The organism is Streptomyces sp. NPDC101776 (assembly GCF_044766845.1).
Lineage (GTDB): Bacteria > Actinomycetota > Actinomycetes > Streptomycetales > Streptomycetaceae > Streptomyces.
On the sequence record NZ_JBIWMV010000029.1, the window covers coordinates 16,588 to 41,884 of the forward strand.

Sequence of the window (25,297 nt, forward strand, 5' to 3'; positions counted from 1 at the left end):
TTTTGGAGCTTGAGGGTTGGTTGTACCTTGTATGTTCTCGTGTCGACCTTATGTAGGTGTCGGGACGGATAAGTGCATGGTTCTCGTCGGCCGTGGGGCCCTTCACCGTGAAGGGCCCCACGGCGGCGCGGTCAGTTGTCGTTGCCGCGGTTGTCCCGCGGCTGGGTGGGGTTGTTCTCCAGGGTGAGCCGGTGGACGTCCGCCGCGAGGTTCATCAGTTCCTGGGGGCTGATCTTCGCTGACAGGAGGTCCTCGCGTGCGAACTGCCGGACTTCCCGCAGCGCTGTACGCAGCGTCAGACGCCAGATCACGATGCGGGCGAGATCGGGGGTGTGGCGCGCGATGACGCTGACGACCGTGACGCCAGCGGCTGTGACCACGGCCCACGGGAGGCTGTGGCTCAGCAGTGCCGTCGAGAGAGTGATACCGGAGAGGCCGGAGCCTTTCAGGGCCTTCGCGCGGATGAGCCGGTGTCGAAGGGTGGTGAGCTGCTGTTCGCCCTCGGTCGGGGTGGGGCGGTGGTGCTGGGTGCGACGGGACATGGAGTCCTCCGTTGATGCCGCGAGGTATCGGACGGAGGCCCAGGGCGAACAGCCTGCGTGTTTCCCGGAGTTCGCGAAGATTCTTTTACCGGAGTTCCGTGAGCTGTCATTGCTGCAGCTCACGCGGGGGGAGTACCAGTGGGGGACCGTGGACGCAGGCCGGACGACAAGCCGGTCGGAGATCGCGAGCTGGTCGGTTGGGCGCTGGACGCATCGCAGCCCAAATGGCGCAAGAACGCTGTGGAGCTGATCGCGGAGCGCTACCTGCATGATGTGCTGGTGTCGACGACCCGCCGGATGGGAGACGCGGAAGCGGCGGCCGAAGTCACGCAGGAGACCTTCGCCGACGTATGCGACAAGCTGTTGAAGGGGGAAGGGCCGCAGAACCCGGACCGTCTGGGCGGCTGGCTCAACAACTTCAGCCGCAACCGTGAACGCAACTACTACAGGCGTCGTGACACGGCCCGCGAGCGTCTGACGCCGGGCGATGTGCAGGGCGACGGATTCGGCCCAGGCGTCTCCCGGGTAGGCCTGGCGCGGGATGACGAGGGACGACTGGCCCAGGCGCGTGACATCGCGGGCCGGGTCGGGCGCACCCTGGCCGCAGAGGAGCAGGAGATCTACCGGCTCTACTACGAGCGGGGACTGTCCGTCGACGAGGTGACCCGGCAACTGGCCCTGGCCGGATGGCCCCTGTCGCAGAAGACCGTGCAGAACAAGGTCACGAGGGTGGCGGCAGTCGTCGCCGTCGGCTTCGAGGCGTATCTCCTCGTGCAGCAGGACCGCACGCTGTGCAAACAGCTGACCGGCATCATCGGCCGCCACCCCCAGGAGTTCGGCAGCGAACTGCGGGATCACGTCCTCAAACATGCCCGCAAATGCGCCGACTGCGGAACCTGCGTGGTGTGTCCCACCTGCAGAGTGCGCGATGTGCTGGCCATCGAGAGGTGCGAGAAGTCCGCGAACTGCCGTCGCTGCAGGACATGCGACAGCGAACGGATGGCCCTGAAGGCCGAATGGGCACCGGCCGTTGTCGTCCTCCTGTTCCTTCGTCCGGTGCGGACCGTCGTCCTCCAGACCATCAACCAGGCCTGGTCGACGGCCATCTCGGTCTTGTCGTCACCGCCCACCAATCCCCCCAGCGGCCCTGCCGGGCCACCGTCCGCCGCCGGACCGCTACGCCGCCCTAAGGCCAAGGCGGCCACCGCGGCGGCCACTACGGCAGCCGTCATCGTGGGAGCACTGCTCCTGACCCGCCCCGATACGAACCCCGTACCGCAGACCGCGCCGGTCGTCGCGGCTCTGCCGACCATCGCGTACGCCACTCCCACACAGGTCCGTGTCCAGACCAAGGACAAGGCCACCACCGTCGGCAGAGTGGAGGCCGGCAACACCGTCACGGACCTTGTCTGGTCAGCCGACCGACACCACCTGGGATGGCTTGCCAAACCCGCCCAGGGCACGGCAGCCACCCTCCACTCCGCAGACCTGTCGACAGGACAAAGCCGGACCTGGAACTGCAACGACTGCGCCGGGCTCGCCTTCCAGGGAGCAAACCTGGTCAGTGTGCGCCAGCGCGCCCAGATCCTGTCCTACCCGCCTACCGGGAAGACCCCCCGCACTCTTCAATTACAGGGCATCGACACCACGAACGCCGCCCTGCAGCTGTTCCTCGTGGGGAGCATTGCCTCCGGGAGCGAGCTGCTGATCTTCACGTTGGACAACAACACCGGTGGTTCCGACGGCAACAAGATGTACCGGATGGCCGCCAACAGCATGGTGACAACGGTCGTCGACGACACACTCACCCAGATCCCGGGCGGCGCACGCCAACCCGGCCAGTACACGGCAACCAGCCCGGACGGTGCACAGTTCGCCTACGGCGGCAACGTCTCGGGCGGAACTCCCTGCGGCCCACCGGACGGGGTAACCGTCGTGAACCTCGACACCGACAAGCAGACCACGATCGCCCTGCCCGACAGCGGGTCACCCGCTCAACTGCGGATCACGGGAATCTGGTTCGACCCCCGGGGAGAGGTGGTGGCCAGCGCCTTCCGCGAGCCAGCCGAAGCCTGCACCACGGACGGGCAAGGAGCGGCGACCAAGAGGCAGCAGACCGTCCTCTACCGCCTGGCCTCCGGCACCTGGACCAAGACCGGCCAGGGAACTGCCACGGGCCAGACAACCCCCAGCGGCTGGAACGCGCAACGGAACGGAACCGTCGCACTGAACGACTACCGGCCCCCGCCCTCTCCGCTCATGATCACCAACCCGAAGAAGCAGCAGGTCTCCCTCGGCGACTCCGTAGCTGCATTCGCCTGGGCTCCCACGGTCTCGCCGACCACCCCGCTCCTGGGCACCCTGTGGGCCCCCAACCAGAAGGGGTACGGGCTGCCCAAGCCGACGATGTTCTTCAACGGCGGCAGCCCCTCCGGAATGGTCCGTGACCTGACCTGGACATCCTGGGGCGAGCAACGCGCCACGGGAACAGGGGAAGAGGTCTATGTCACCAACGCATCAGTGGCCGACAGCCCCTGGGAGAAGAACTCCGTCGTGGCCTTCGACCTGGGGGACTGCGATGGCGTCCGGACCTACCGGAAGATCAGCACCTTCTTTCCGCAGCACGGCGGACGCTTTGACCCGACCCAGTACATCGACGTGTGCACAGGGGAGTACTCAAATGCCCCCTGAGCCGAAGTGCGACTCCACGACGGGCAGGCCCGTCGCCGTTCCCGCAGCCGCCTGCGTGGCCGAGACGAAGAGTCCTCGAGCGGACCGGTGCCACTTTGCGCGTCGCAGCACCGAGACGCCGTTCACCCGAGCCGATCAAGGGCCGACGGATGCGAACTATCCGTCAGCCGACGGCTGTCACCGTTGAGAGGGCCCGGACGGGAATCACGGGTCGGGACCGAGGGACAGCACGAGCACGGTGCTCCGACGGTTCGTCTGCAGCAACGGCCTGTACAGCCTCACGGAATACCCGGCGGCCGAGAGACTCCCACGCGTGTGGGGAAGACGACGCTGCCGTGGTGATGTCTCATGATGGCGCCGATAGACCCCACGCGTGTGGGGAAGACCACACCAGCGACCTCGAAAAACACCACCACGCCGAACAACCCCCACGTGTGTGGGGAACACGCCAGGACCGGCGCCCCGTCGTACCAGAACAGGGACACACCCCCACGGGTGTGGGGACGACGCGTATCTCTCCAACTTCATCGAAGGCACCGAAGACGGACCCCCACGTGGGCGGGGAAGCCAAGGCGAAGACACTCGCCCGCTACCTCCTGCAGGACAGACCCCCACGAGTGTGGGAAGGACCCTTGCTGAGCTGTGGGTCTGAAAATCGGCAAGCTGCTTTTTGCTCACTCTACCGGAGCCGCTTGTGTCGGTGGTCCCCGATCCCGGCGAGTGGTGGCCGTGTATGTCCGTGTGCATGTGCCCAGGCAGTCGGATCTCGGCTCTGATCCATAACTGGGATCATGGTATGACCCGGATACGGTCAATGTTCCTCTGCTGGGAGGAAGTTGATGGCAGAGGAGTAGCTGGTGGGAGTGCGGGAGGATGCCCGGCGTGGCGGGATCGACATGACGCCGTGGGGGAAGTTCGACCGTGGGCGCGGGGCGGTGTATGCGTTGCTGTTTCATCTGCTGGATGTCGCGGCGATCGCGGGCGTGGTCTGGGACCGGTATCTGACGCGCAGTCAGCGTCGTCTGATCGCCGCCGGGCTGGGCCTTTCCCTGGATGAGGCGCGTTGCCTGGTCATGTTCATCGCCGGTCTGCATGATTTGGGCAAGTTGTCAGCTTTTCAGGGGCAGGAGGCGGTTCCCTGGGCCCAGGTCAGTGACACTCTGCGCGGAGATGCCCGTGGCTGGAAGCGTATGCCGCATGAGCGGGCGTCCATGCACAGTGCGCTGCATCTGCTGGCCGAGGCGGGTTATCCGGTGGACACCTCCGACAGTGTCGGGGTGCTGGTGGCGCAGATCCTGGGCGGCCATCACGGCCGGTTCCTGCAGGTCGACATCGACGGTGCGGCCAGGGCCTCCCGGGTCGGCGTGACGTTGGGCGGGCCGGCCTGGCGGGATCTGCGCCGCCGTTACTTCGCCCTGCTGCGCCATCTGACCGGCGCCACCGCGGTGCCCGCGGACGTGTCGGTGCCGGCGGCCGTGCTGATCACCGGGGTCGGTGTCATCGCGGACCGGCTGGCCAGCCAGGGGCATTACTGGCTGCCCAAGGCTCAGGCGCCCGCCTTCGGCGCCGCCGACCACTACGCACAGGCCGTGCGTGAGGCCCCCGGAGTGCTCGAGCAGTCCGGTCTGACGCGCATCACCCTGCCGCACACGTCCTTCAGCCGCGCGCACGGCGGCCTGGAGACCCCGAACGCTCTGCAAGCATCGGTGATCGGGCAACTCGCCCCGGTGGTGGGGGAGAAGGGGGCCGGGATCGTGGTGGTCACCGATGCCACCGGTGGCGGTAAGAGCGTCACCGCCCTGGAAGCCGCCCGGATCTTCAACGCCTGCGGTGACACGGCTGGCATCCTGTGGCTGCTGCCGACCATGGCCACCACCGACGCCGCCTACGACGTCCTGGAGGCCTACGTCGCCGCCCACCGGCCCGGACACGCCCCGGTCTCCGTGGTCCACAGCCACAGCTACCGCAACGCCGCCTACACCGATCACCGGCTCGCCGCTCACGAGCCGTCGACCAGCGACGCCTTCTGGCCCGGCGACGACGGCGACGGTGGTGATGGCGGTGTGCCGGCGGGGGAGCGGCCGGAGGAGAAGGTGACGGTGCCCGACGGCTGGCTGCGCGGCTGGGACCGCGCCCTGCTGGCCCAGTTCACCGTCGCCACCCACGACCAGGCCCTCATGGCCGTGTTGCCCGTCCGGTTCAGCGCCCTCCGCATGCTGGCCCTTTCCGGGCGGACCGTCATCGTCGACGAAGTCCACGCCCTGCCCCCGTTCATGCGGCTGATGCTGGGGCGGCTGCTGCACTGGCTGGGCGCCCTGGGCTGCCCCGTGGTGCTGCTGTCCGCGACCCTGCCCCAGCACGTCAGCAGGGAACTCGTCCGCAGTTACCTCGACGGCGCCGGCCACCCCTACTCCGAAACAGCCGCTCTGGACTGCCAGCCGCCGTATCCCGGCTGGCTCTACGCCGCGGCCTTCGACGCCTCCCTCACCCGCATCAGCCCTGCCGCGGCCGCCGCCCACGCAGAGCGGCACCGCCGCCGCGCCGACATCCGCCTCCACCCGGTGCACCACCCGTCCTGCACCGACCCCGAGGACGCGCCGCCCCGGGAGACCCGCCTTGAGCGGACAGCCCAGGAGATCGCGCCCGTTGCCGAATCCGGCGGCTGCGCCGCCGTCTACTGCGCCACCGTGGCCGACGCCCAGGCCACCTACGAACACCTGCGCACCGCCCTGGACTGGCCGGACGGCGGACCCGAAGGCCAACTGGTCCTGCTGCACGCCCGTCTTCCCGGCGACCAGGGCGAAGCCCTCAACCGGCATGTCCGCACCGTCCTGTCCCGCGGTGGCCGGCGGCCGCGACGCCTGGTGGTCGTCACCACCAGCCTGCTGGACATGAGCCTCGACATCGACGTCGACGTCATGGTCAGCGACCTGGCCGCCCTGCACACCCTCCTGCAGCGCCTGGGCCGCCTGTGGCGTTTCGACTCCGTCGCGCGGCCCGCCTGGATGCGCGGTCACCCCCGCCCCCGCCTGAGCGTCCTGCAGCCCACCGACCACCACGGGCGCACCCTCCTGCCGCCCGCCTGGCGCGCCCTGGACTCCCCGTTCCTGCCACTCGCCACCGCCGAGTACCTCGCGCACCGCCACCAAGGCCCGCTCACCCTGCCCGACGACATCCAGCACCTCGTGCAGAGCGTGCACGGCGACGCCGAGGACCTCGCCACCGCCAGCGCCGCCCTGCGCCGCAGCCACACCCTCCACCTGGCCCGCCGGCGTACCGAAGAACACCACAGTGCGCTGCACCTCGTGCCCGCCTGGCACGAGACCCTCTCGCTGTCCGACCTGCACCGCCAGAACCTGCACGCGAGAGAGGCCGCCACCCGGCTGGGCGTCATGCCCCGCCGCCTCCTGCCCGTCTACCGCACCTCCGGCGGGCGCCTCACCCTGGACGCCGCCGGCACCCGGCCGCTGCCCCGGCAGCGGAAACCGACCACCGCACAGACCCGCACGATCCTCCGGCACACCCTGCCGGTGCCCGCCGCCTGGGTCCCCGGCCGCAGCCTGCGCAACCAGGTCCCCGCCTCCTGGCGTACGCACGCCCTCCTCGCCGACCTCGTCCTGCTGGTGCAGGACGCCGACAACCCGGCGCAGCCGGTGCGGTTCGGACGCCACCTCCTGCACCTCGACGCCACCCTGGGCCTGGTCCACACCCGGGAGTGAACCGCCGTCCCCCGCCGGCCTGCCGGCGCCTACCTCTTTTCCCGGGCCCTTCGGGCGGCTGCGGCCGCCGGCCGTGAGCCGCGCCGGGCGGTGACGGCCGGGAGAACGCTGCCGCCCCAACACCCCCCGGTGCGCCCGCACCTGACGGCCGCCCAGGCCGGCCCCGGTGACGCCGGCGCGCCGCGCCCCGGGGCTCCCGGGCCGGTTCGTCGTGCCCGCCGGGCGGCGGCGAAAAGACGACGGCGGCCGGGGGATCCGTGAATAGGCCCCGCTTATCCGGTAATTGACGTCGGGTCAAAAAAGGGAAACCGACCGGTAATTGCGGAGTGAACAATGTGGTTCGGGATGCTGCCGCAATGTGCCTAATATGGAACCGCCAAGTCGGACACGCGTTCGAGTTCGACTGTGACTGCTGCGCTGCGCACCTCACCCCCGGTGTTCCCGCGCAGTGCCGTACTGTCCGCCGGCACTGGCCTGACCCGGCCCGTGACCGCCCGGTCCGGCCCCCCTGCTCCTCCGCATGCACCCGCCGTGCCGTAACCCGGGCGGACCCCTGTTCTCCGGCAGGCAGCTCTATACCGAAAACCCCGTACTCCTCTTTTCCCACGCCCGGCAATGGAGGCCGTGTGCCTGCCCCGCAATACGCGACCGACCGAGAGCCCTGCATTCCTGTCCTGTTCCTGAACGGGCGCCAGGAATACCTGGGATGGCGGGATGTGCTGCTGAACGCCCACCTCATCCAGGACCTGGCGTTACCCCTGCCGCCGGCGGCATCCGGCGTTCTGCGCCTGCTCGTGGCGATGGCCGCACGGGTGAGCGGCCTGGACGCACAGGCAGAGGGCCGCATGACGGCACGGCAGTGGGCGCAGCGCCGCCGTGACCTGCTGAAGAACCCCGCGGGATTCGACCCGGACGCCGTCCACGACTACTTCGACCGCTACATCTGGGACCTGTTCCACCCGCAGCGGCCGTTCCTGCAGGACCCGCGGCTGGCCGCGCAGTGCGAGAAGCGGGCCGGTGTCAACAAGCTGGTCTTCGGCCGCCCCGAGGGCAACAACCTTTCCTGGCTCAGCGTGCACACCGACACCGATCCCCAGCCCGTCCCCAGCGAGCAGGCCCTGTGGCACCTGCTCATCCACCACTACTACGGCGCGGCCGGCCAGTGCTCCGCGCGCACCGTGGACGGACGCTCCCTCGCGAACGCCAAGGCCGGACCGCTGCGCTCCACGCTCTCCTTCCACCCGCTGGGCCGCACCCTGTACGAAACCCTCCTGGCCGGCATGCCCAAGCCGTCCCGGTTGTGGCCGGACGTGGAGGACCGCTGCCCCTGGGAGGAGCCGCTTCCCGTCCCGGACCCGGACCCTGACCCGGCCCCGGACAGCGGTCCCGACCCTGATGCCGCACCGCCGCCGGTGTCCTCCCCGGGCAGGCTGCTGACCGGCCGCTCCCGGCACGCCGTCCTCCTCATCCCCTCCGCCGACGGCCGGCAGGTGACCGACGCCTACCTGACCTGGGCAACCCAGAAGAAGCTCCCCGCCCTCGACCCCTACCTCATCCACCACGTCCATACCGGCCGCAACGTCACCCAACGGCACACGGCGCGCCCGGCGGACGCCGACCGGGCCCTGTGGCGGGACCTGGACGCCCTGCTGCTGGCGGGAGACGAGGACGGCCGCAAAAGACGGACAGGCAAAGCCGGTCCCGCCTACAGCGTCCAGCGTCCCGACGCCTTCACCACACTCAACGACCTGCCCCCGGATCTGCGGGCCGCCCTGCGGGTGAGGGTCTACGGCTTCGACCAGGACGACAAGACCCTCAACCGCACCTGGTACACGGCCCTGACCTCGCCGATCTGGCCCTGGACGCAGGAACACGACCCGGCCGCGGCCGAGCGCATCGCCGAATGCCGCAAGGCCGCCGAGGAGATCGGCGGACACCTCGACACCGTCTCCAAGTCCGCCTGGAGCCAGGTCACCTCCCCGGCCGGCGCCAAGACCGGGCGCCAGCCCAGGCACCTGCCGTCATGGACCCACACCGCCCGCACCCTCTACTGGCCCCGTGCCGAGACCACGTTCTGGGCCCTCCTGGACGACACCGCGCGCCCCGCACGCGCGGCGTTCACCGCCGACGCCGTCCACGCACTGCGTACGGCCACCCGCCCGGCTATCGCCCAGCACTTCCGCGCCGCCGAGGCCATCGCCCACGCGGTGGCCGACCTGCGCGGCCACCGTCCCTGACCCCCGGCCTGCCTCTCGCCGCCACCCCATCGAAGGCCCCGCACCCATGTCCTTCACCACCGCGCAGCGCCGCGCCCACTACGACGACTTCGTCCATCAGGTCATCACCCTGTGCGCGGTAACCAGCATCCGAGCCGACCTCAACTCAGGATGCGGACGCCCCGTCGCCGAATGCCCCCGGATGCCCGAACACCTCACCCGGCACATCGCCGGCTTCGGAGCCCGCCGCGCCCATTACACCGTGGCCGGCCTCATCGCCCGCAACCGCGACCTGCCCCACGAACACGACCCCTACCAGCCGGAACAGGTCACCCCTGCCGCGGAGCACACCGCCTGCCCCGCCACAGCGCCGGCCACCACCGCCACCGCACCCGCCGGCGCTGTGCCCGAGCCGGGCCCGGCACCCGCACCACCGGCCGCTGCCGGCAGTGCCGTACGGCTCTGGCGCAGCCGACCCGACCTCGGCACCCACCTCGCCATCGCCGTGGCCCGGTACGGCTTCAAAGAAGCCGTCATGACCAACCGCGTCAAAATCCTCACCCAGCTCGACACCGAACTCCTCCACCCCCGGCTGTGGTCACTGACCAGCCACCTGAACAGCCACGGCGCCGCCCGCCTCGACTTCGCCGTCCTCCTCGATGACCTGGCCTGGTGGGACCACGACCGGCTGGAGACGGCCGCCCGCTGGCGCGAGAACTACTTCCTCACCCTGCACACCCTGTCCGCCAAGGAGCACTGACATGGCCGCCTACGCACCCGCCCGGTACATCGACCTCCACGCCCTGCACCCGCTGCCCGCCTCCGTCCTGAACCGAGGCGAGGACGACCTGCCCAAAACACTGCAACTCGGCGGCGTGCTACGCCCCATGGTGTCCTCGCAGTCCTGGAAGCGGGCCATCCGCATGTGGCTGGAGAACCACCTCGACGAGCACGCCGCACGCACCCGCATGCTGCCCCTGCGCGTCGCCGACGCGCTGCGCGAGGCCGGCTGGCCCGCAGACCTGGCCACGTTCGCCGGCGCCCAGATCGTGCGCTCGGCCACCAGGGAGGGACTGAAGACCGAGGAAGACCAAGGAGGCATCACCTCCGTCACCCTCTACCTGCCGCGCACCATCCTCGACGACCTCACCGACCTGTGCACCGAACACCGCCCCCAGCTGGAAGAGGCCCTCGCCCAGGAAACGGCGGACAAGGCCAAGCAGGCCGACGCCGACGCCAAGGGCGCGCGCAGGAAGACCAAGAAGGAGACGGCGGCCGTCCTGCCCACACCCGCCGTCGCCGCCCTCATCCGCCAGCGCACCGCCACCATCAACCTCTTCGGCCGCATGCTCGCCGAGGTACCCGGCGCCCAGGTCGACGGCGCCGTACAGATGGCCCACGCCTTCGGCGTCCACCAAAGCAGCCAGCAGCCCGACTACTTCACCGCGGTGGAGGACTGGTCACTGCCCCACGAGAACGGCAGCGCACACCTGCAGACCAGCTTCTTCACCACCGGCCTGCTCTACCGCTACGCCACTGTCAACCTCACCGAACTCACCCGCAACCTCAACGGCGACCACGACCAGGCCCTCCACCTGCTGGAACTGTTCGCCGAGTCCTTCATCGACGCCATGCCCGGCGCGAAGAAGACGGCCACCGCCCCGCACACCTACCCCCACCTGGTGCACTACGCGGTACGCGACCGCCGCCCCGTTTCCCTCGCCGCCGCCTTCGAACAGCCCGTCAAAACCGCCCCCGGCGGCGGCTACCTCACCCCCGCCATCCAGGCCCTCTCCCAGCACGCCGGCGCCTACCACCGGCTGCTGGGCACGAGCCGTCTGATCGGCTCCGGCTACGCCACCGCGCACGACGCACCCGTCGACCACCTCGGCACCGTCCACACCGGCTTCGACGACCTCACCCGTGCCCTCGCCCAGACCGCCGCCCTCGCCTCCCCGGCCCTGGCGGCCGCATGAACGGCATCCTGCTGCGCCTGTCTGCCCCGCTGATGTCCTTCGGGGAACACGCCGCCTTCCACTACCGCGACACCCTCCCCTTCCCCACCCGCTCCGCCCTCATCGGCCTGTTCGCCGCCGCCGACGGACGCCCGCGGGAAGAAGCCCTCACCCCTGGTGCCCATCAAGTCCCCTACACGGACCTGGAGTTCACCGTCCGCATCGACCGGCCCGGCCACCGCCACACCGACTACCACACCGCTGGCGGCGGCCGCCCCCACAAACAAGGCCTGCGCACCAGCTCCGGCGGCTACCGCGCACAGAACAAATCCACCCTCATCAGCAGGCGTGTCTACCTCGCCGACGCCGTCTTCACCCTCGCCGTCCAAGGCCCCGACCCGCTCCTGGAACACCTCATCCAGCGGCTCGAACAACCCGCCTTCGCCCCCTACCTGGGCCGGCGCGCCTGCGTCCCCGACGAACCCCTCGTCCTGCGCGGCCCCCACCCCGACCCCGTCGGGCAACTCCGCCACCGCATTCCTCTCAGCCTGGCCGCCCCGCCCCCTCCCGGGCAGGCCATCGTCCCCGTGGACTTCATCTGGGAACGCCAGCCCGACCACGTGCCCGCAGCCCCCTCCCACCGTGAAGTCGCCGACGTACCCGCCGACTTCACCCACGCCCGGCGACTCCACCACACCCGCTACGTCTGGCGCACCACCGAACCCCTACCCGCCGCCCTCTACACCGCACGCCCCCCGATCGAAGCACTGACCGCCTACATCCAGCAGGACACCCCATGACCCCGCCGCCCGCGACCGTGATCGCGCCGGTCACCGCGACGCTGACCCGCATCCGCCTCAACCGCAACAGCCCCGACGCACGCCGCGACCTGACCCAGCCCCACAGCCTGCACAAAACCGTCATGCTGCTCGCCCCCGAAAGCCTGGGCGAGCACCCGCGCCAGGAGGCAGGACTCCTTTTCCGGCTGGAACACGCCACCGACCACACCCCGCCCACCCTGCTCATCCAGTCACAGCTGCCGCCCGACGTCAGCCGCCTCTCCCGCGCCTACGGCACCATCCAGACCCGCGACCTCACCCCCATGCTCCAAGCCCTGGCCGCCGGCAGGAGCGTGCGCTACCGCATCACTGCCAATGCCAGCACCCGCCGCAAGGTGAAAGTCCTCGACGCAGACCCCTTCTTCGACCCCGAGGTCCGCCACAAGGATGTCCCCCTCCACGGCGACGACGCACTTGCCTGGTGGCAGCGCAAAGCCGCCCACGCAGGCCTGTCCCTGACCAGCACCGACCTCATCCCTGTCGGACCCTTCCGCAGCCCCGTCAGGAAAAGACACAACGCACACAGCGAGCCGGACGTCTTCCGGCACGCCCTGACCCGCTTCGACGGCACCGCCACCATCACCGACCCCGACCAACTGCGCCACGCGCTGCTCACCGGCATCGGCCGCGGCAAGCCCTACGGCGCCGGCCTGCTCTCCCTGGCCCCCGCCTGACACACCACCACCCGCAGCCGCCCGGAAGGACACGCCCCTCGTGCCCGCCACACCACCACCCGACGGCCCCTACGACCTCACCTCCCTGCGCGCCGCCGCCGTACGCCGACTGCTGCGGCTGCGCGCCGCAGACCGCCTCGCCCACCACGAGGTCCGCACCGTCGCCGCCGCCTTCACCGTCCACTGGCGCACCGTGCGCCGCTGGATGGACAACGCCACCACCCACAACGGCACCTACACCCCCCAAGGCCGCCGCCACTTCACCCTCACCCCGGCCATGCACGAAGCCCTGGCCCAATGGCAGGGCAACGCGGCAGCCACCTACCGCGAACTCGTCACCGACGGCATCTTCGGCAGCCCGCCCCGCGTGTCCCAGGCGACCTTCTACCGCGCCGTAGACCGGGAACTCACCCCCGGCCAGCGTGCCGCCCTCAAGGGCGGAGAAGCAGCCCGCCGCCGCCACGACGTCCACGCCCTGCGCCCGCACGGCAACCGCAACGACGTCTGGGAGACCGACCACGTCGAAGCCAGCGTCTTCGTCAACGTCGACGGCCGCCGCTGCAAACCCTGGATCACCTGGTTCATCGACCACGCCACCGCCGTCATCTGCGGGCTGGCCATCACTCCCCACCAGCCCAGCCAGGACGCCATCCTGGCCGCCGCCCGCGACGCCATCCTCTGCACTGATCACCACCGGCCCTTCGGCGGCATCCCCCGCAAGGTCCGCACCGACCGAGGCCGCGACTTCCTCGGCAAGTGCGTGGCCGAGGCGTTCCAGAAGTTCGGCACCGAACTCATCGTCCTGCCGCCCTACAGCCCCCACCTCAAAGGCACCGTCGAAGCCATCAACGGCGCCGCCAAGCACATGCTGTTCAAAGGCCTGCCCGGCTACGCCCACACCCCCCGAAGCCGCCGCGACCGCCGCGGCCAGCCCTTGTGGGCACTGCACGAACTCCTCGACTACGAAACCTTCATCACCATCGTCCTGAACTGGGTCGACTGGTGGAACAACGACCACACCATCGCCCGCCTCTACCGGCGCACCCCTGCTCAGGCCTGGCGCGCCGACCTGACCCCCATCGACACCCTCGACGCGCACGACCTGCACACCTACACCCTCAACGACGGCGGCCCGCCCCTGAAGATCACCAGCAAGGGTGTCCGCTGGAAGAGCGCCTACTACGTCGGCACATGGATGCAGGGCCACGGCAGCGCAGGGGAGATGGTCCGCCTGCGCCACGAACCCCACCACTACCACCGTGTCGAGCTCTACGACGCAGACACCCTCGCCTACCGCGGACCCGCCTTCCGCAGCGACGAGATGAGCCCCCGTCAGGCCCGCGAACTGCGCAACGCCCGCCGGAGCGAAGCCGACCGCTACGCCGCCAAGGCCCGCCGGGCCCGCAAGAACGCCAAGCCCCGCTTCGCCGCCACGAGCCGCGCCAGCGCTCCGGAGCCGCTCAACCGGCTCACCGCCAGCCAGGCAGCCGCCCAGCTACGCGAGCTGCAGACACCGGAGCGGGACCTGCACGCAGAGGCCCGGCCCGACCTCCTCAACCGCCCCCAGCCCGCCTCCACCCGCTGGACCAAACCCCTGCCCGCCCCCAAACCCCAGGACACTCCATGACCTTCACGCCCGGCGACCAGCCGGCCACCGGCTCCGGCTACCACTACATGGGCCTGCCGGGCGCCCGCGCCATGCTGACCAGCGCCAGCGCAGAGACCTACGCCAACCTCGTCACCACCCTCAAAGCCGACGCCGGCAAGGGCGCCATCATGTGTGTCCACGGCGGCGTCGGCCTGGGCAAGACCTTCGCCGTCAACCTCCACCTCGACGAACTCGCCCCCCACACCACCCTGCGCATCAAAGTCGGCTCCGCCAAAATCCAGGCCCTGCGCGCCGCCCTGTACAAAAAGCTCGACCTGCCCGGCGAGGCACCCCTCAACAGCACCCGCTGCGAAGCCATGCTCAAGGAAGCACTGTCCGACACCCCGCGCGTCCTGGTCGTCGACGAAGCGCAGTGGCTGGACACCCGCGCCTTCGAGTTCATCCGCGAACTCTGGGACGACGAGGACACCCGCCTCGCCGTCGTCCTCGTCGGCGCCGAAAACTGCTACCAGAAGATCAAGAACCGGCCCGCCCTCGACTCCCGCATCCTCATCTGGCAGCGTTACAAGCCCCTCACCCCCGCAGAAGTCCTCACCGTTATCCCCCAGTACCATCCGCTCTGGGCAGACGTACCCACCGACGAACTGCTGTGGATCGACGACGTCGTCTGCCACGGCAACTTCCGCCAGTGGGCCAAAATCACCTACCTGCTCCGGGAAGAGCACGGCGGCCCCGACATGAAGGGGCCCGGTACCGCAGATCCGCCACACCAGCCCACGCCAGACGGCGCGGCCGCACCGGTCTCCGCCTACAGTCGGGACCTGGTGCGCGCCATTCTCAGCCGCCTTGACCCCACCCAACGCCACACTGACTGAACGGGGCCAGGTTTGACGGCCCCGGAAATCTGGCTGCACCAGCGCCAGGACGGGAGCTAGGCGGCGCTGACGGCTGCCATGGTGATGCTCCCGCTCCCGGCGGCCGTCACCGTGGGGCAGTAGCCAGCACATCCGCCTGCGGTGCCGAACAAGGGCCACCCACCGTGTGCTTCAGCGGTCGGTTGTGGCCGGGCGCGTACGAAGCGGGTGACGTTACCCAGCGGGTCGATGCGGGAGGTCAACCTGGTCCAGTGAGTTCACGACGGAGTGCATGTCGTGGCCGGGCGAATCGGTGATCGTGCTCCTAGGGGTCGTCGGTGTAGGTGAAGGCCGAGCGCTGGTGTCCGGTTCCTCCGGACTGGTGGGTGTGGCGGTCCTGTTCGCCGTGAATCCGTCGGCTCACGGGCAGGGTGTACCTGCGCGGGCGGTGACGATGCTGCCGGACGGAAGGGTGATTATGCCGTGGTCTGTGGTCAGACCGATGCCGCCGCGGCTGGCGGTTAGTGCGCTGCCGCAGAAAGCTGCGCCGTTGGGGAAGGTGACGTGGATACCCGGACCGTCGGCGGCCGCGCCGTACCAAGTGGCGCCTACGGCGGCGACCAAGGCCACGGTGCACACGGCTGTGGCGACAATGCCTCGAAACAGCCGACGTGCGCCAAGGACGGCTTCCCCGTGATCGGAGGCCGGCGGTCCGTTGCTCAGCGAGAAGACCTTGGGCAACCCGTGTGCCGCTGTCATCAGCCACATTGCCGCGGCAGCCCCTGCGAGGAGTGCCGCCAGCAGCAGTAAACCCACTGCAGCCGCCCAGCCGGAGGTGAGGTCGGAGATGTCGGAGCGGCCCTTGACCAGCCCGAAACCGATGAGTCCGGCCAGAAGTGCGGCCAGTCCGTTGCGCCAGGCCAGAGCGGCCTCCCGCACCCGAGGTAGTTCGGAGCGCAGTAGTTCGCGCTCTCTGCGGGCCTGTTGGAGGTCGGCTGGTCCGGGCGGTTCGTCCGCCGGTCGGAAGGTGAACGTCACGGCACCCGCTCTTCCATCAGTACCGCCCAGTAGGCGCCGCATCCGTCGGGTATGTCGTCCGGCCGTCCGGAGTGCTCGCCGGGGCAAGGGCAGGCGATGGTGATCGACAACTCTGCGCGCGGGGCCGTGCTCGCCGTTGCTGCGGGTGTCGTGGTCGCTGCCGAGCGCACCACGGTCAGGGTCGCTTCAGTCGTGAAGGTGAAGCCGCAGCGCGGGCATCGGCCGGTCAGGAGGTGGACGGCGTCGGCCAGGGGTTCGTGGATGAAGCCGCCCGACAGGTACGTCTGCGCGTAGTGCTCTTTGGTGATCTCTTCGAACGGCTCGGTACGGTGTGGATGAGCGCTCATTGTGCGCGGGTCCTCCTTAGGCGTGTCAGGGGCCGGTGTGGGTGAAGGCCACCCAACTGTGGCGGGGCTGCGAGGAGTCAGCACGTAGCCGGAGAGCAGCATGGCGGAGCGCTTCGGCGGAACGTATTGAGTTGAAGGTGCCCCCGGGGCCGGTCAACATTCGGTGCACATCCTCGGCGACAGCGGAGGCCGCCACTGTGTCGACCGACCACTGCGTGCCGATGACATGGCGGTATCCGGTGACGTGCAGGGCGGCGCCGAGGCTGATGACCTCATCAGGATGGACACTGCCAACGGTGACGGACTGACACGCGGACAACATGACGAAATCACCGTCATGCCGGGCTGATGCGATGTCACGTACTGTCAACAGTCCGTCGTGGAGTGCGAGTCCGCCCGCTGACGGCCGATCAGTGTTCTGCATTCCGTGGCAGCCGATATGCGCCCGAGGATGGCTGCGCAGCGCTGCGGCCACAGCAGCACGGCTCGCCCCGGGCCCCTCCAGGCAGGTCAGGCGGCTTGACGGCCACAGATCGCGTAGCACGTCACGTTCGTGCTCGACATCTGGAAGTGGGTTCTGGCCCGGCGTGTTCGGCAGCGCGACGACCAGCATCTCCGGCCCATCCGCTCGGGCGGTCACCGAGGCGACAGTTGTATCGCGGTGGGCCCGGGCGAGGCTCATCACAGTCGGGATGACCGAGCACGTGAACCGGTCGAGCAGTGTCCGCGGCAGGCCCGCCGTTGGCGCGGCCGATCCGTCCGGCTGCTCATAGTGGCCGGCCGCGTGCAGAGGCAGGAGCGCCAGGGGACCGGTCGGGCACCACCACAAGCGGGCGCCGTCCTCTGCCGCAGGCAGCACGTGCAGCACCGGTTCGGCCACGGTGTCCCACAAGTCACGCAGGATCGCGTCCAGTAGCTCACCCCATGCACGGGCGGCCGCAACCTCCGTGGACCGCGCCGCCTGCTCCCGTCGGGCTCCGGAGAGACCCTGAGCTCGTGCGTTCGCAGCCTGGGCCGTCAGACGCTCGTGCCGGGCGCCCTCCAGCTCGGCGTGCGCTGTCAGATGCTCGCGTGCCGAGCGCTCGGCGGTGCCGGCTGTCAGACCCGGCAGAGGGACTGATGTGATCTGCTTGGATGTCACAACGAATGCGTCGCAGCCCCACTGGCTGACATTGACGACCACTACCGGTCCGTGTGCCGCCGCGGCCAGCAGGTCGGCGATCGCCGGGGGTTCGAGGAATCCCCCGTTGCCGGCGGCGATCACCTTGGTGGTGAGCCGGCGGTATTCCTGCGACAGCGCGGCGCGCCGGTCGGTGCGACGGGATGCGCCGTCAAGGAGCCCGCCGTCCTCACCGGCCGGATCGTCAACCGCCTCAAGAAGGCGGCCGAGTTCCGCCAACCGCTCAGCGACTTCAGGGTCCGAGCGTTGGATGCTCGTAGTACGGCCCTGGAGTTCGACTGTGCGCGCCCACAGCACGGCCCGTCCTGACTCCAGCAGGCTCAGCGCCCGCGCGGGCTCACCCCCGGCCCTCAGCATGGCAGCGGCAGCATCGCGCCCCAGCCCGGCAAACGGCCCGAGCATGGCTTCGGTGCCTGAGCGGTCAGCACCCCGCCACGCGGTGAACGGCAGCAGCCGTACCGCCCGTTCGTACCACTCGACGGCTGTGACCGGATCCCCGGTGAGCATCAGGGCGTCTGCGGCCAGCGTGCAGTTTCCCAGCCGCATTCGCCAGGGAACCCGTTCGCTCCCTACGATCTCCGAGGACAAGCCCAACGCTTCACCGAGGTTCGCGGGGTCACGCACCGCCTCGTATCGCATCAGAAGGGCTGCACCGAGGTTCACCACCGCGCGAGCACCCGCCTCGCTGAACCGGGCCTCGCCGGGGAACGCTTGGACGGCTTCCCGGAGCAGTGCGATCACCGGATCGAGGTCGTCGGACGTTGGCACCTCCGGCAGCGTGTCGAGTCGGACAAAGCCGAGATTGCCCAGCACGACGCCGCGTTGCGGATCGTCAGGTTGCATCAGGAGCGCTGCCTCTCGGAAGCACTCTTCGGCCTTGGCCAGGGACTCAGGATTCCGTGAGGCACCGTGAAGGACGATCCACGCGTTCCCTTCGAAGACGGCCGCCCGACCGGCGAGCAGCGGATGCCCCGTCGCCTCGGTCCTCAGCCGTTGGGCCGCCGTGACGCTGTCCCGCGCCGTCCTGGCGGCGGCCTGAAGGTCACCTTGATCGAGCTGTGCCTCCGCGATTGCCCGGAATACGTGGGCCCGGGTGGCACCGAGCTGGGTGGAGTAGCGAGTCGCTGGGGTTGTATCGCTCTCTTGCATGAGGCGTTCCGCAGCGTCCAGATCTTCCCGTGCGGCGAGGGCGCGCCAGCGCAGGATGAGCAGTTCGGCGAGGTTGGTCACGTGGATCGCGGTCTCGGGATGACCGGACGGCATAGCGTCGAGCAGTTCGCGTTGCAGAGGCAGCGCCTGGTCCAGTGCAGCGCTGTCCTCGTCGCCTCGCAGGAGATGGTGGGCACGGAGCGCAGCTGTGACATTCCCCAGAACGGAGATGCGGTGGGGAGATCGGGGCCCAGCGGTTTCCAGGATCTCCCGTACGACCTCCAGCGCTTCGTCGAGCGCGGCCATGTCGGAACGCCGGTTGACGAGGTGAGTGAGGGTGCCAAGCAGTGCTCCGAGCGCGAGGACGCGCTGTGGTCCTTGGTAAGTGGCGGCTGCGGTGCGACCCAGCTCCACCGCCTCGTCCAAGTCATCGTCGCTCCCCGTCCGGGCGTAGCGAATCATTAGGAAGGTGGCCAGATTGGAGCGGAAGCCGCCCATCCGCGGATCCTCCGGGATCCCTTCCTCGACGGCCCGGCGAGCATGTCGCACCGCGCGGTCGAGCACGTCCAGCTCCCCGCTCAGCTGGTAGAACTGCAACTCTGTGCCCGCCAGAATGGCATACGCACCAGGCCGATCTACATGCCCCTGATGCAGGAACCGCAGCGCATGCTGCGCGTGATCTCGTGCTGTCTCAAGCGTCGTCAGACCGCCATGGCGGTCGTACCGGTAGGCCAGCATCGCCCCAAGGTCCAGGTGGCAGATGCCAGCCAGAGTTACGTCCCCCGACCGGTCAGCATGCTCTAGGGCGCGCCCGGCCAGTGCGAGAGCGCGTTCCTCGTGTGCCTCGCCGGCTCCGGATAAAAAGGCCTGTCGCGCTTTGGCGGCCTCACGGGAGAGTCGCTGGGCGCTCGCCGCGTCGTCAGAATCAGGCACAGGTACCCCCTGGCATCGAGCGACCTGAGATCACGTCAGGTTAATGTCGGGAAGCAGCGTATGTGCGTGGATCTACCACACTGGCGAACACGCCGTTATCGAGGGCACGCTGATTCGCCTTCAGGCTGGCCGTCTGCCCGACGGCCGTAACTTGCTGTCGATCTGTCATGTCTCTCCACTGCTCCGCGCAGCAGCCCCAGTTCGTGAAGTGGCAGATTCTCCACGGTGCCCTCCTCGATCGGCTGCCAGGATTCCACGAGCAGGGTGCATAAGGGACTGCAAGATCCGAGACCATCACCGAACTGGAGGAGATACAGACTCACTGGGTTCGGGAGCTGAGGCGGCAGGCGGGGCATGCCTTGGGGCTGCGGGGGCCGTAGCGGTGGATGGGGGTGGCGCAGAGCATGCAGGGCCCGATCTCCCAGGGCGGGCACTTCAGGTCCGCAGCGACTGCCAGGCGTTCGCGCGGGGTGAGGTGCAGAGCGATGGGTCTGCTGGGCTGGAGCAGGGTGTGGTCGGGGGCGTGGTCGAAGGTGTGCAAGCCGGTCGCGGAGCTCAGGTCCCGGTGCGGGCGCGGACTGCTGGTGTGGGGCCCTTCTTCTCCGTAGCGGCAGGAACTGTCGAGTTCCTGTTCGGTGTAGGCGACCGGCTCGTCGTCGGCCGCGCCGGACTCCGGCGGGACATCGGTTTCGCCTGTGATCTCGCGCCAGCGCCGGACGTCACGGGCCAGGGCCCACAGGTAGGAGGCGCGCCGGGCATCGTGCAGGCTTCGTGAGCGCACGGGCAGGTGCTCTCCGTCGGCGCTGGTGACGACGAGTTCGTCCAGCGGCGTGGCGCGTTCCTGGGGCAGGCACAGGGCGGGCAGGAACCAGCCGCTGTGCCACTTCCCGCAGACGCTGCCTGTTTCCGGGCAGGGACGCTCGCTGCTGGGGGTGCATTTCTAGATCTGTAGGTGCCGGACCCCGCCGCGGATGATGAGGGCGAGTGGGGAGACGATGCGCTGCCAGGGGACGTCGTCGACGCGGGTCCAGGGGGCACGGTCTATCAGTGCGGACGTGTCATCCGCGGTGACCCACAGGGGCGCGATGTTGCGTTCGCGGGCTTTGGCGGAGCGTCTGCGGACGGTGTTGGCGGTGACGGGGGAGTACTGGGCTTCCCAGCCGACGCGGCGCCGACGCCGGTCACGAGGACATCGGTGATGACGCGGCCATCCTCCGACCGTGCCTCGGTCTGCACGTCCAGCCCGTGCCGTGCTGCGGTGCGCGCGATCCGTTCATTCATCGCCTTGTGTTTGTCGCTCTCCCGAGGCGTTGCCGCGTGGGTGAGGGGAAGGTGCGCTGCTACCCACGTCACCCGGCCGCCTGCGCGCTGCCTTCGCACGAACATCCACGGCGATTTGCCGTCCAGGGCGCACTGGCACTGCCCGCCCTCGTAGTCCGTCAGGCACTGCAGCAAGTGCCGGGGCCGCTGTCCGACGGGCTGGGTGATCTCTTCCAGCAGACCTTTGTAGCCCGGGTTGCTAAGGTCCTCGCGTGTCAGATTGATCCTTATGCCGTATCCGGTGTGGAACACCCCGCTGGCCATGCAATCGACGGTAAGTCTCTGTACGGAGTGGTGGAAGAGCACCGCTGTGCATCGGCCGGTTTGGACGTGTGGCTGTTGCGGGTGCCGTGTCCGTCATCCAGCGGAACATCACACGCGGTCCAGTACGGCCTGCCCATCCTTGCTCAGGTATTGGCCGCAGTCCCGCGTTCCCAGCCGATCCGCTCCGCGATCACCGTGGCCGGCATCGCCGGTGTCTCCCGCAGCAGCTCGCGGATCTGCACCTCGACCGTGTCGACGGCCGAGCCCTTGAGCGGTCTCTCGTACTTCGGCGGCCGGTCGTGCGCCGCCAGCGCCCGCTTCACGGTGTTCTTCGAGATGCCCAGGTGCCGCGCGATCGCCCGGATCGGCATCTGCTCGGCCCGGTGCAACCGGCGGATCTCTGCTTAGTCCTCCGCAAGGATCACCCCTTCCTCCTAACCTTGACCAACAAGGTCAAATTTGAGCAAAGGGTGCAAAGTGGTTCAGATTTGATACGCCGTCAGTGACCCCGTCTTCGGCCGTCGCCGAGAGCGCTGCCGCGCATCTGTTCTGGTGGCAGCATCCGCGCTCATCCGCTCAACCTCCTTGCGCTGCAGCCGTCTGAAGACGGGGCGGCCTCTTTCGGCACAACTCACCGGATTCCCCTGATGGGGCAGAGATGACGACTCAGAGGGATCGTCCCGGTAGCAGGCGCCGTACAACACGCCGCATCGAGCGTGGCACCGGTAAGCAGGAACACCCCCTGTGCATGTTCGGACTGCGCTGCCTCGCTGTGACCCTGGACACGTGATCCTTTGGGTTTGATGACCAAGTGCTCGGACCATGTGCTTCGCATACGCAACGTGATATGTGGCCGGTCTGCAGGCGAACTCGGTGACAGGGGACGCCGCTTCGACCGCACGCGAGGACGAACTTGCCTCCACGCCGTGCAGTTGTCGGGGGACCCGCAGCAGACCGTCGTAATGGGTACCCCTACGGGTTTCGTCAATCCGCGGGGGTGAGGTGGGGGCGCAGAAGATGCCGCCGCGGAGCATCACGAGGAACAACATCGGCTCGCCGTCTCGCGAGGCGGAGGAGTGCTTGGGTGTGGTGCTTTCCCTGACGATCTTCTTGTCGTAGGAGCTCCGCGAGACCGGATCGGCCAAGGCCGCGAACGCGGACGGGAAGAAGGTCTGCTTGAACTGCTTGTTTCCTCGCCGGAAGGGTTGTTCACCCCGGATCGAAGAGCCCGAGCGGCGGGACGTCGGCGCCAGCCTGGCAGAAGAGATCGGATGAGAGGTGGACGGGAAGGCGGTGCCGTCGCCGACGTCGATGACAATCCTCGCCGCGGTCCTGACGCCGTCCCCCGGCATGGACGTCAGGACCTTGGAGAAGGTGGTCCTCCAGCAGTTCCTCGACCCCGACCCGAGGAGTACGTGCTGGTCGAGCGCTGCCTGAAGCGAGTTGGCGAGGCTGGGAACGATCAGCGCGGCGGTGTCCGTGCCGGGGACGACGACGGTCGGTTTGTCGAGCACGGTGAAGATGCAGCCGATCAGATGCCCGACCATCTGCAGGGCGCTGGGCCGTATCAGTGATCAGCCGACGGCGTCCGGCCTCGGAATCTGGGCCCAGGAGCCGAACCGGCCGAGCCGTTCGAGCACGGCCTGGTGCTGGATGCGTGGGCCGACCACTCGCTCCAGGCGCGGATGGATCTGCGTGAGGAGACTGCGGAGCCGGTTGGAGACCGTGGTGACCTTGCCGGCCAGGTCGTCGTCGAAGCCGGTGAACATCTCCAGCTCGGCGACGGTCTCGTCCTCCAGCTCGATCGAACGGAGGGCGTGCGGCATGGACCGGGCGGCGTCCGCGATGACGAACGCGTCGTGGGCATCGGTTTTGGCCTCGCCGGGAGAGACCAGCGATCCGCCGCATCGTCAGACCTGGCAGATGGGCCACCGCGCAGCCCATGCCCCGCGCGACCGCGATCGATAGGGAGCCGGTCGACGACCACGACCACGGTGCCGTGCTTGGCCGTCACCTTGCCGAAGACCTCGCGGAGTTCGGATTCGTTGTTGGGCAGCCGCTTGTCGAAGTCCTTCCTGGTCGGGATGACGTCGGTGACATGGTGTTCGCCCTCGCCGACGGCCAGGCCGAGGAAGGCGCCGATGCCGCTGGTATCGATCACGTGCTCCGGGCGTACTCGCCCGCCCTTCCCGACACCGGTGCCCCGGAGCCGCCCGCGACGTTCGAACCGGGAAAACCGGATGGGGCCGGAGCAGCATCTGCTGCTCCGGCCCCATCCGGCCGATCCACCGACTCAGCGGCGCTTCTTGCCCTTCTTGCCGGCCTTGCCCTTCGGGCCGGACTTGTTGACCGGCGGCCTGGTCTCCGGCGTATAGTCGACGGCCGCGCCGCTGCCGTGTGTCTTCGCCTTGAAGACGAAGAACACCACCACGAGCGCGACGAAGGCCCCTACCGCAGCGCAGACCATGCAGCCCACGGGCCCCATGCCCACCCAGAAGGCCAAAGCTCCGGCACCGACGGCGGTACCGAGCACCCCGGTCGAGGCCGTGAGGGAGGCCGCGCTCACGCCCAGGTGCGAGTCGCGGTGCGTCGAGGTCCCGACGACCACCCGCTTGGGGCCCACCTCGATGCTCAGGGTCTCCATCACCGGGTCCGCCCGCGGGGTGGGCTCCTCGTTCGACAGATCGACGTGCTTCCGCTTACCCATTTCTTGCCTTTCGTTTCTCTCTCCCTGGCCGTCCGCCCGGATTTGGGTGAACGGAGCCCTGCTATCCCACCTTCATTTTACCAGGGGTACTCGCGATGACCGCGCGAAGTATGTGCATCAACTGCGTGTGCCGCATGCTTAGTTCGCCGAAATGCATACGCAACGCATCTAGGTGCAGAATGCAAACAGTCAGGTGCATGACAAGTTGGGCTTGAGGGTCCTGCTGAATGAGCTGCTCCGCTTGTTGCTGAGGTGAGTTGTAGCTGCAAGTGCAGTACCTTTCCCTTCGTGTCCGACTTCGCTTGATGGAGGCGGCGGCGCACTGCGGGGACGTTTTGGGCGGGTCGGCGCAGGGCATCAAGAGAGGGGCTTCCTTGTGGCAGGTTTTACTTGACTCGACCGCACGTTAAGCGCATCATGTATGTATGAAGCCCTACCGGGGATGTCTGCAAGCATGCTCCCGGCAGGGAAAACCAAGGAGGGAAGAACATGTCCAGGACTGCTGGCACCACTGTCGATGGAGGGCGTCCAGCTGCACCGGGACGAGGCGTTAGCCCCCTGGAGCGCGTCACGGTCAACCTGACAAGCCGAGCGTCCAAGGCGCTTGAAACGGCGGTGGGGATCACCGGGGACAGCAAGACCGACAGCATTAACCGAGCACTCAGCGTGTACGCCTACGTTGAGCAAGTGCTGGAGCAGGGTGGATCGATTACGGTCCAAGAGGGTCCCGACGCCGTCCCGCAGAAGCTGGTCATCTTCTAACTTCCGGCCAGCCCTCTCCCGCCGGCTGCCCATCCCGTGTGTGCGTTTCTCTCTGCCCTCGCTATCCCAAGTCACGGCAGGTCTTGCGCGTACGGCGGTATCCCCGAGGATGCATCGGTTTTCCTTGTCGGGGGAGAGGCGGTCGGCGCCCCAAGGAAGACAAGTGCGAGACGGCGTGCAGGGCCCGAGTCGCACGCCGTCTCGTGCTTGATACGGGACTGGCGGCCAACTGAACGGAGCGCAGGCGTTTTAGCCCTGCCTGGGGAACTGGCCTGACAACCTCGACTTCCGTCTCCCGCCGGACAATGTAGTCAGCTGGCATACCAGGACGAAACAGGCGCCAATCGTCGGGCGGAAGTTCCTCGCAGGTGTTGCCTGGTCGTGCAGTCATCCGAAAGGCAGCAGGAAAGTCGAACTGGGCAGCCCAAAGATCACAGCCGCCTTCGCGGCGGGACCACTCGGCCGTCGACGCAGACCTAGCCTGTTGGTGCCTTCCCG

Annotated in this window: 16 protein-coding genes and 2 pseudogenes; 9 read left to right on the top strand and 9 right to left on the bottom strand. The window is 68.7% G+C overall.

Going from position 1 to position 25,297, the window contains the following annotated elements; all coding sequences use genetic code 11:
* Positions 1 to 131: 131 nt before the first annotated feature.
* A complete protein-coding gene (locus ACIRRY_RS47065) occupies positions 132 to 542 on the bottom strand; it encodes a hypothetical protein (RefSeq protein WP_403985755.1) in 411 nt (136 codons plus the stop codon).
* Between the two features lie 138 nt (positions 543 to 680).
* Between ACIRRY_RS47065 and ACIRRY_RS47070 the strand changes: the two genes are divergently transcribed.
* The 9 genes from ACIRRY_RS47070 (at position 681) to ACIRRY_RS47110 (ending at position 15,120) form a co-directional block, all read left to right on the top strand.
* Complete coding sequence (locus ACIRRY_RS47070) at positions 681 to 3,233, top strand: hypothetical protein (protein WP_403985757.1); 2,553 nt, start codon at positions 681 to 683, stop codon at positions 3,231 to 3,233.
* 857 nt (positions 3,234 to 4,090) lie between these two features.
* Positions 4,091 to 6,952, top strand: coding sequence for a CRISPR-associated endonuclease Cas3'' (locus ACIRRY_RS47075; RefSeq protein ID WP_403985759.1), 2,862 nt, complete (start codon positions 4,091 to 4,093; stop codon positions 6,950 to 6,952).
* A gap of 626 nt (positions 6,953 to 7,578) precedes the next feature.
* A complete protein-coding gene (gene casA / locus ACIRRY_RS47080) occupies positions 7,579 to 9,189 on the top strand; it encodes a type I-E CRISPR-associated protein Cse1/CasA (protein WP_403985761.1) in 1,611 nt (536 codons plus the stop codon).
* A 46-nt stretch (positions 9,190 to 9,235) separates the two neighbouring features.
* Positions 9,236 to 9,928 carry a type I-E CRISPR-associated protein Cse2/CasB gene (locus ACIRRY_RS47085; RefSeq protein ID WP_403985763.1) on the top strand — a complete coding sequence of 231 codons (693 nt, stop codon included), beginning with the start codon at positions 9,236 to 9,238 and terminating at the stop codon, positions 9,926 to 9,928.
* A gap of 1 nt (position 9,929) precedes the next feature.
* A complete protein-coding gene (cas7e, locus tag ACIRRY_RS47090) occupies positions 9,930 to 11,144 on the top strand; it encodes a type I-E CRISPR-associated protein Cas7/Cse4/CasC (RefSeq protein WP_403985765.1) in 1,215 nt (404 codons plus the stop codon).
* On the top strand, positions 11,141 to 11,923 hold the full coding sequence (gene cas5e, locus ACIRRY_RS47095; protein WP_403985767.1) for a type I-E CRISPR-associated protein Cas5/CasD: 783 nt from the start codon (positions 11,141 to 11,143) through the stop codon (positions 11,921 to 11,923). Before cas7e ends, cas5e begins: the two co-directional genes overlap by 4 nt.
* Positions 11,920 to 12,636 (top strand): type I-E CRISPR-associated protein Cas6/Cse3/CasE, encoded by a 717-nt coding sequence (cas6e, locus tag ACIRRY_RS47100; RefSeq protein WP_403985769.1) that lies wholly within the window; start codon positions 11,920 to 11,922, stop codon positions 12,634 to 12,636. The genes cas5e and cas6e overlap by 4 nt, the downstream gene beginning before the upstream one ends.
* A 40-nt stretch (positions 12,637 to 12,676) precedes the next feature.
* Positions 12,677 to 14,263 (top strand): transposase family protein, encoded by a 1,587-nt coding sequence (locus tag ACIRRY_RS47105; protein WP_403985771.1) that lies wholly within the window; start codon positions 12,677 to 12,679, stop codon positions 14,261 to 14,263.
* The gene (locus ACIRRY_RS47110) at positions 14,260 to 15,120 is read left to right on the top strand and encodes an AAA family ATPase (RefSeq protein WP_403985773.1); all 861 of its coding nucleotides are present in this window, start codon (positions 14,260 to 14,262) and stop codon (positions 15,118 to 15,120) included. The genes ACIRRY_RS47105 and ACIRRY_RS47110 overlap by 4 nt, the downstream gene beginning before the upstream one ends.
* A gap of 399 nt (positions 15,121 to 15,519) precedes the next feature.
* Here the strand turns inward: ACIRRY_RS47110 and ACIRRY_RS47115 are convergent, their stop codons facing one another.
* From ACIRRY_RS47115 to ACIRRY_RS47150, 8 genes and pseudogenes are all read right to left on the bottom strand, one after another.
* Positions 15,520 to 16,137 (bottom strand): hypothetical protein, encoded by a 618-nt coding sequence (locus ACIRRY_RS47115; RefSeq protein WP_403985775.1) that lies wholly within the window; start codon positions 16,135 to 16,137, stop codon positions 15,520 to 15,522.
* On the bottom strand, positions 16,134 to 16,484 hold the full coding sequence (locus tag ACIRRY_RS47120) for a hypothetical protein (RefSeq protein ID WP_403985777.1): 351 nt from the start codon (positions 16,482 to 16,484) through the stop codon (positions 16,134 to 16,136). Before ACIRRY_RS47120 ends, ACIRRY_RS47115 begins: the two co-directional genes overlap by 4 nt.
* A 25-nt stretch (positions 16,485 to 16,509) precedes the next feature.
* Positions 16,510 to 19,551, bottom strand: a complete 3,042-nt coding sequence (locus ACIRRY_RS47125) for a CHAT domain-containing protein (protein ID WP_403985779.1) — start codon at positions 19,549 to 19,551, stop codon at positions 16,510 to 16,512.
* 514 nt (positions 19,552 to 20,065) lie between these two features.
* Positions 20,066 to 20,527, bottom strand: a complete 462-nt coding sequence (locus ACIRRY_RS47130; protein ID WP_403985781.1) for a hypothetical protein — start codon at positions 20,525 to 20,527, stop codon at positions 20,066 to 20,068.
* 263 nt (positions 20,528 to 20,790) lie between these two features.
* Positions 20,791 to 21,330, bottom strand: a complete 540-nt coding sequence (locus ACIRRY_RS47135) for a hypothetical protein (protein ID WP_403985783.1) — start codon at positions 21,328 to 21,330, stop codon at positions 20,791 to 20,793.
* 164 nt (positions 21,331 to 21,494) lie between these two features.
* Positions 21,495 to 21,728: pseudogene (locus ACIRRY_RS47140) on the bottom strand (helix-turn-helix domain-containing protein); the annotation flags it as partial.
* Between the two features lie 585 nt (positions 21,729 to 22,313).
* Positions 22,314 to 23,491, bottom strand: a pseudogene (locus ACIRRY_RS47145) (transposase); the annotation flags it as partial.
* Positions 23,492 to 23,623: 132 nt separating this feature from the next.
* Positions 23,624 to 24,037 carry a hypothetical protein gene (locus tag ACIRRY_RS47150; RefSeq protein WP_403985785.1) on the bottom strand — a complete coding sequence of 138 codons (414 nt, stop codon included), beginning with the start codon at positions 24,035 to 24,037 and terminating at the stop codon, positions 23,624 to 23,626.
* Positions 24,038 to 25,297: the final 1,260 nt, after the last annotated feature.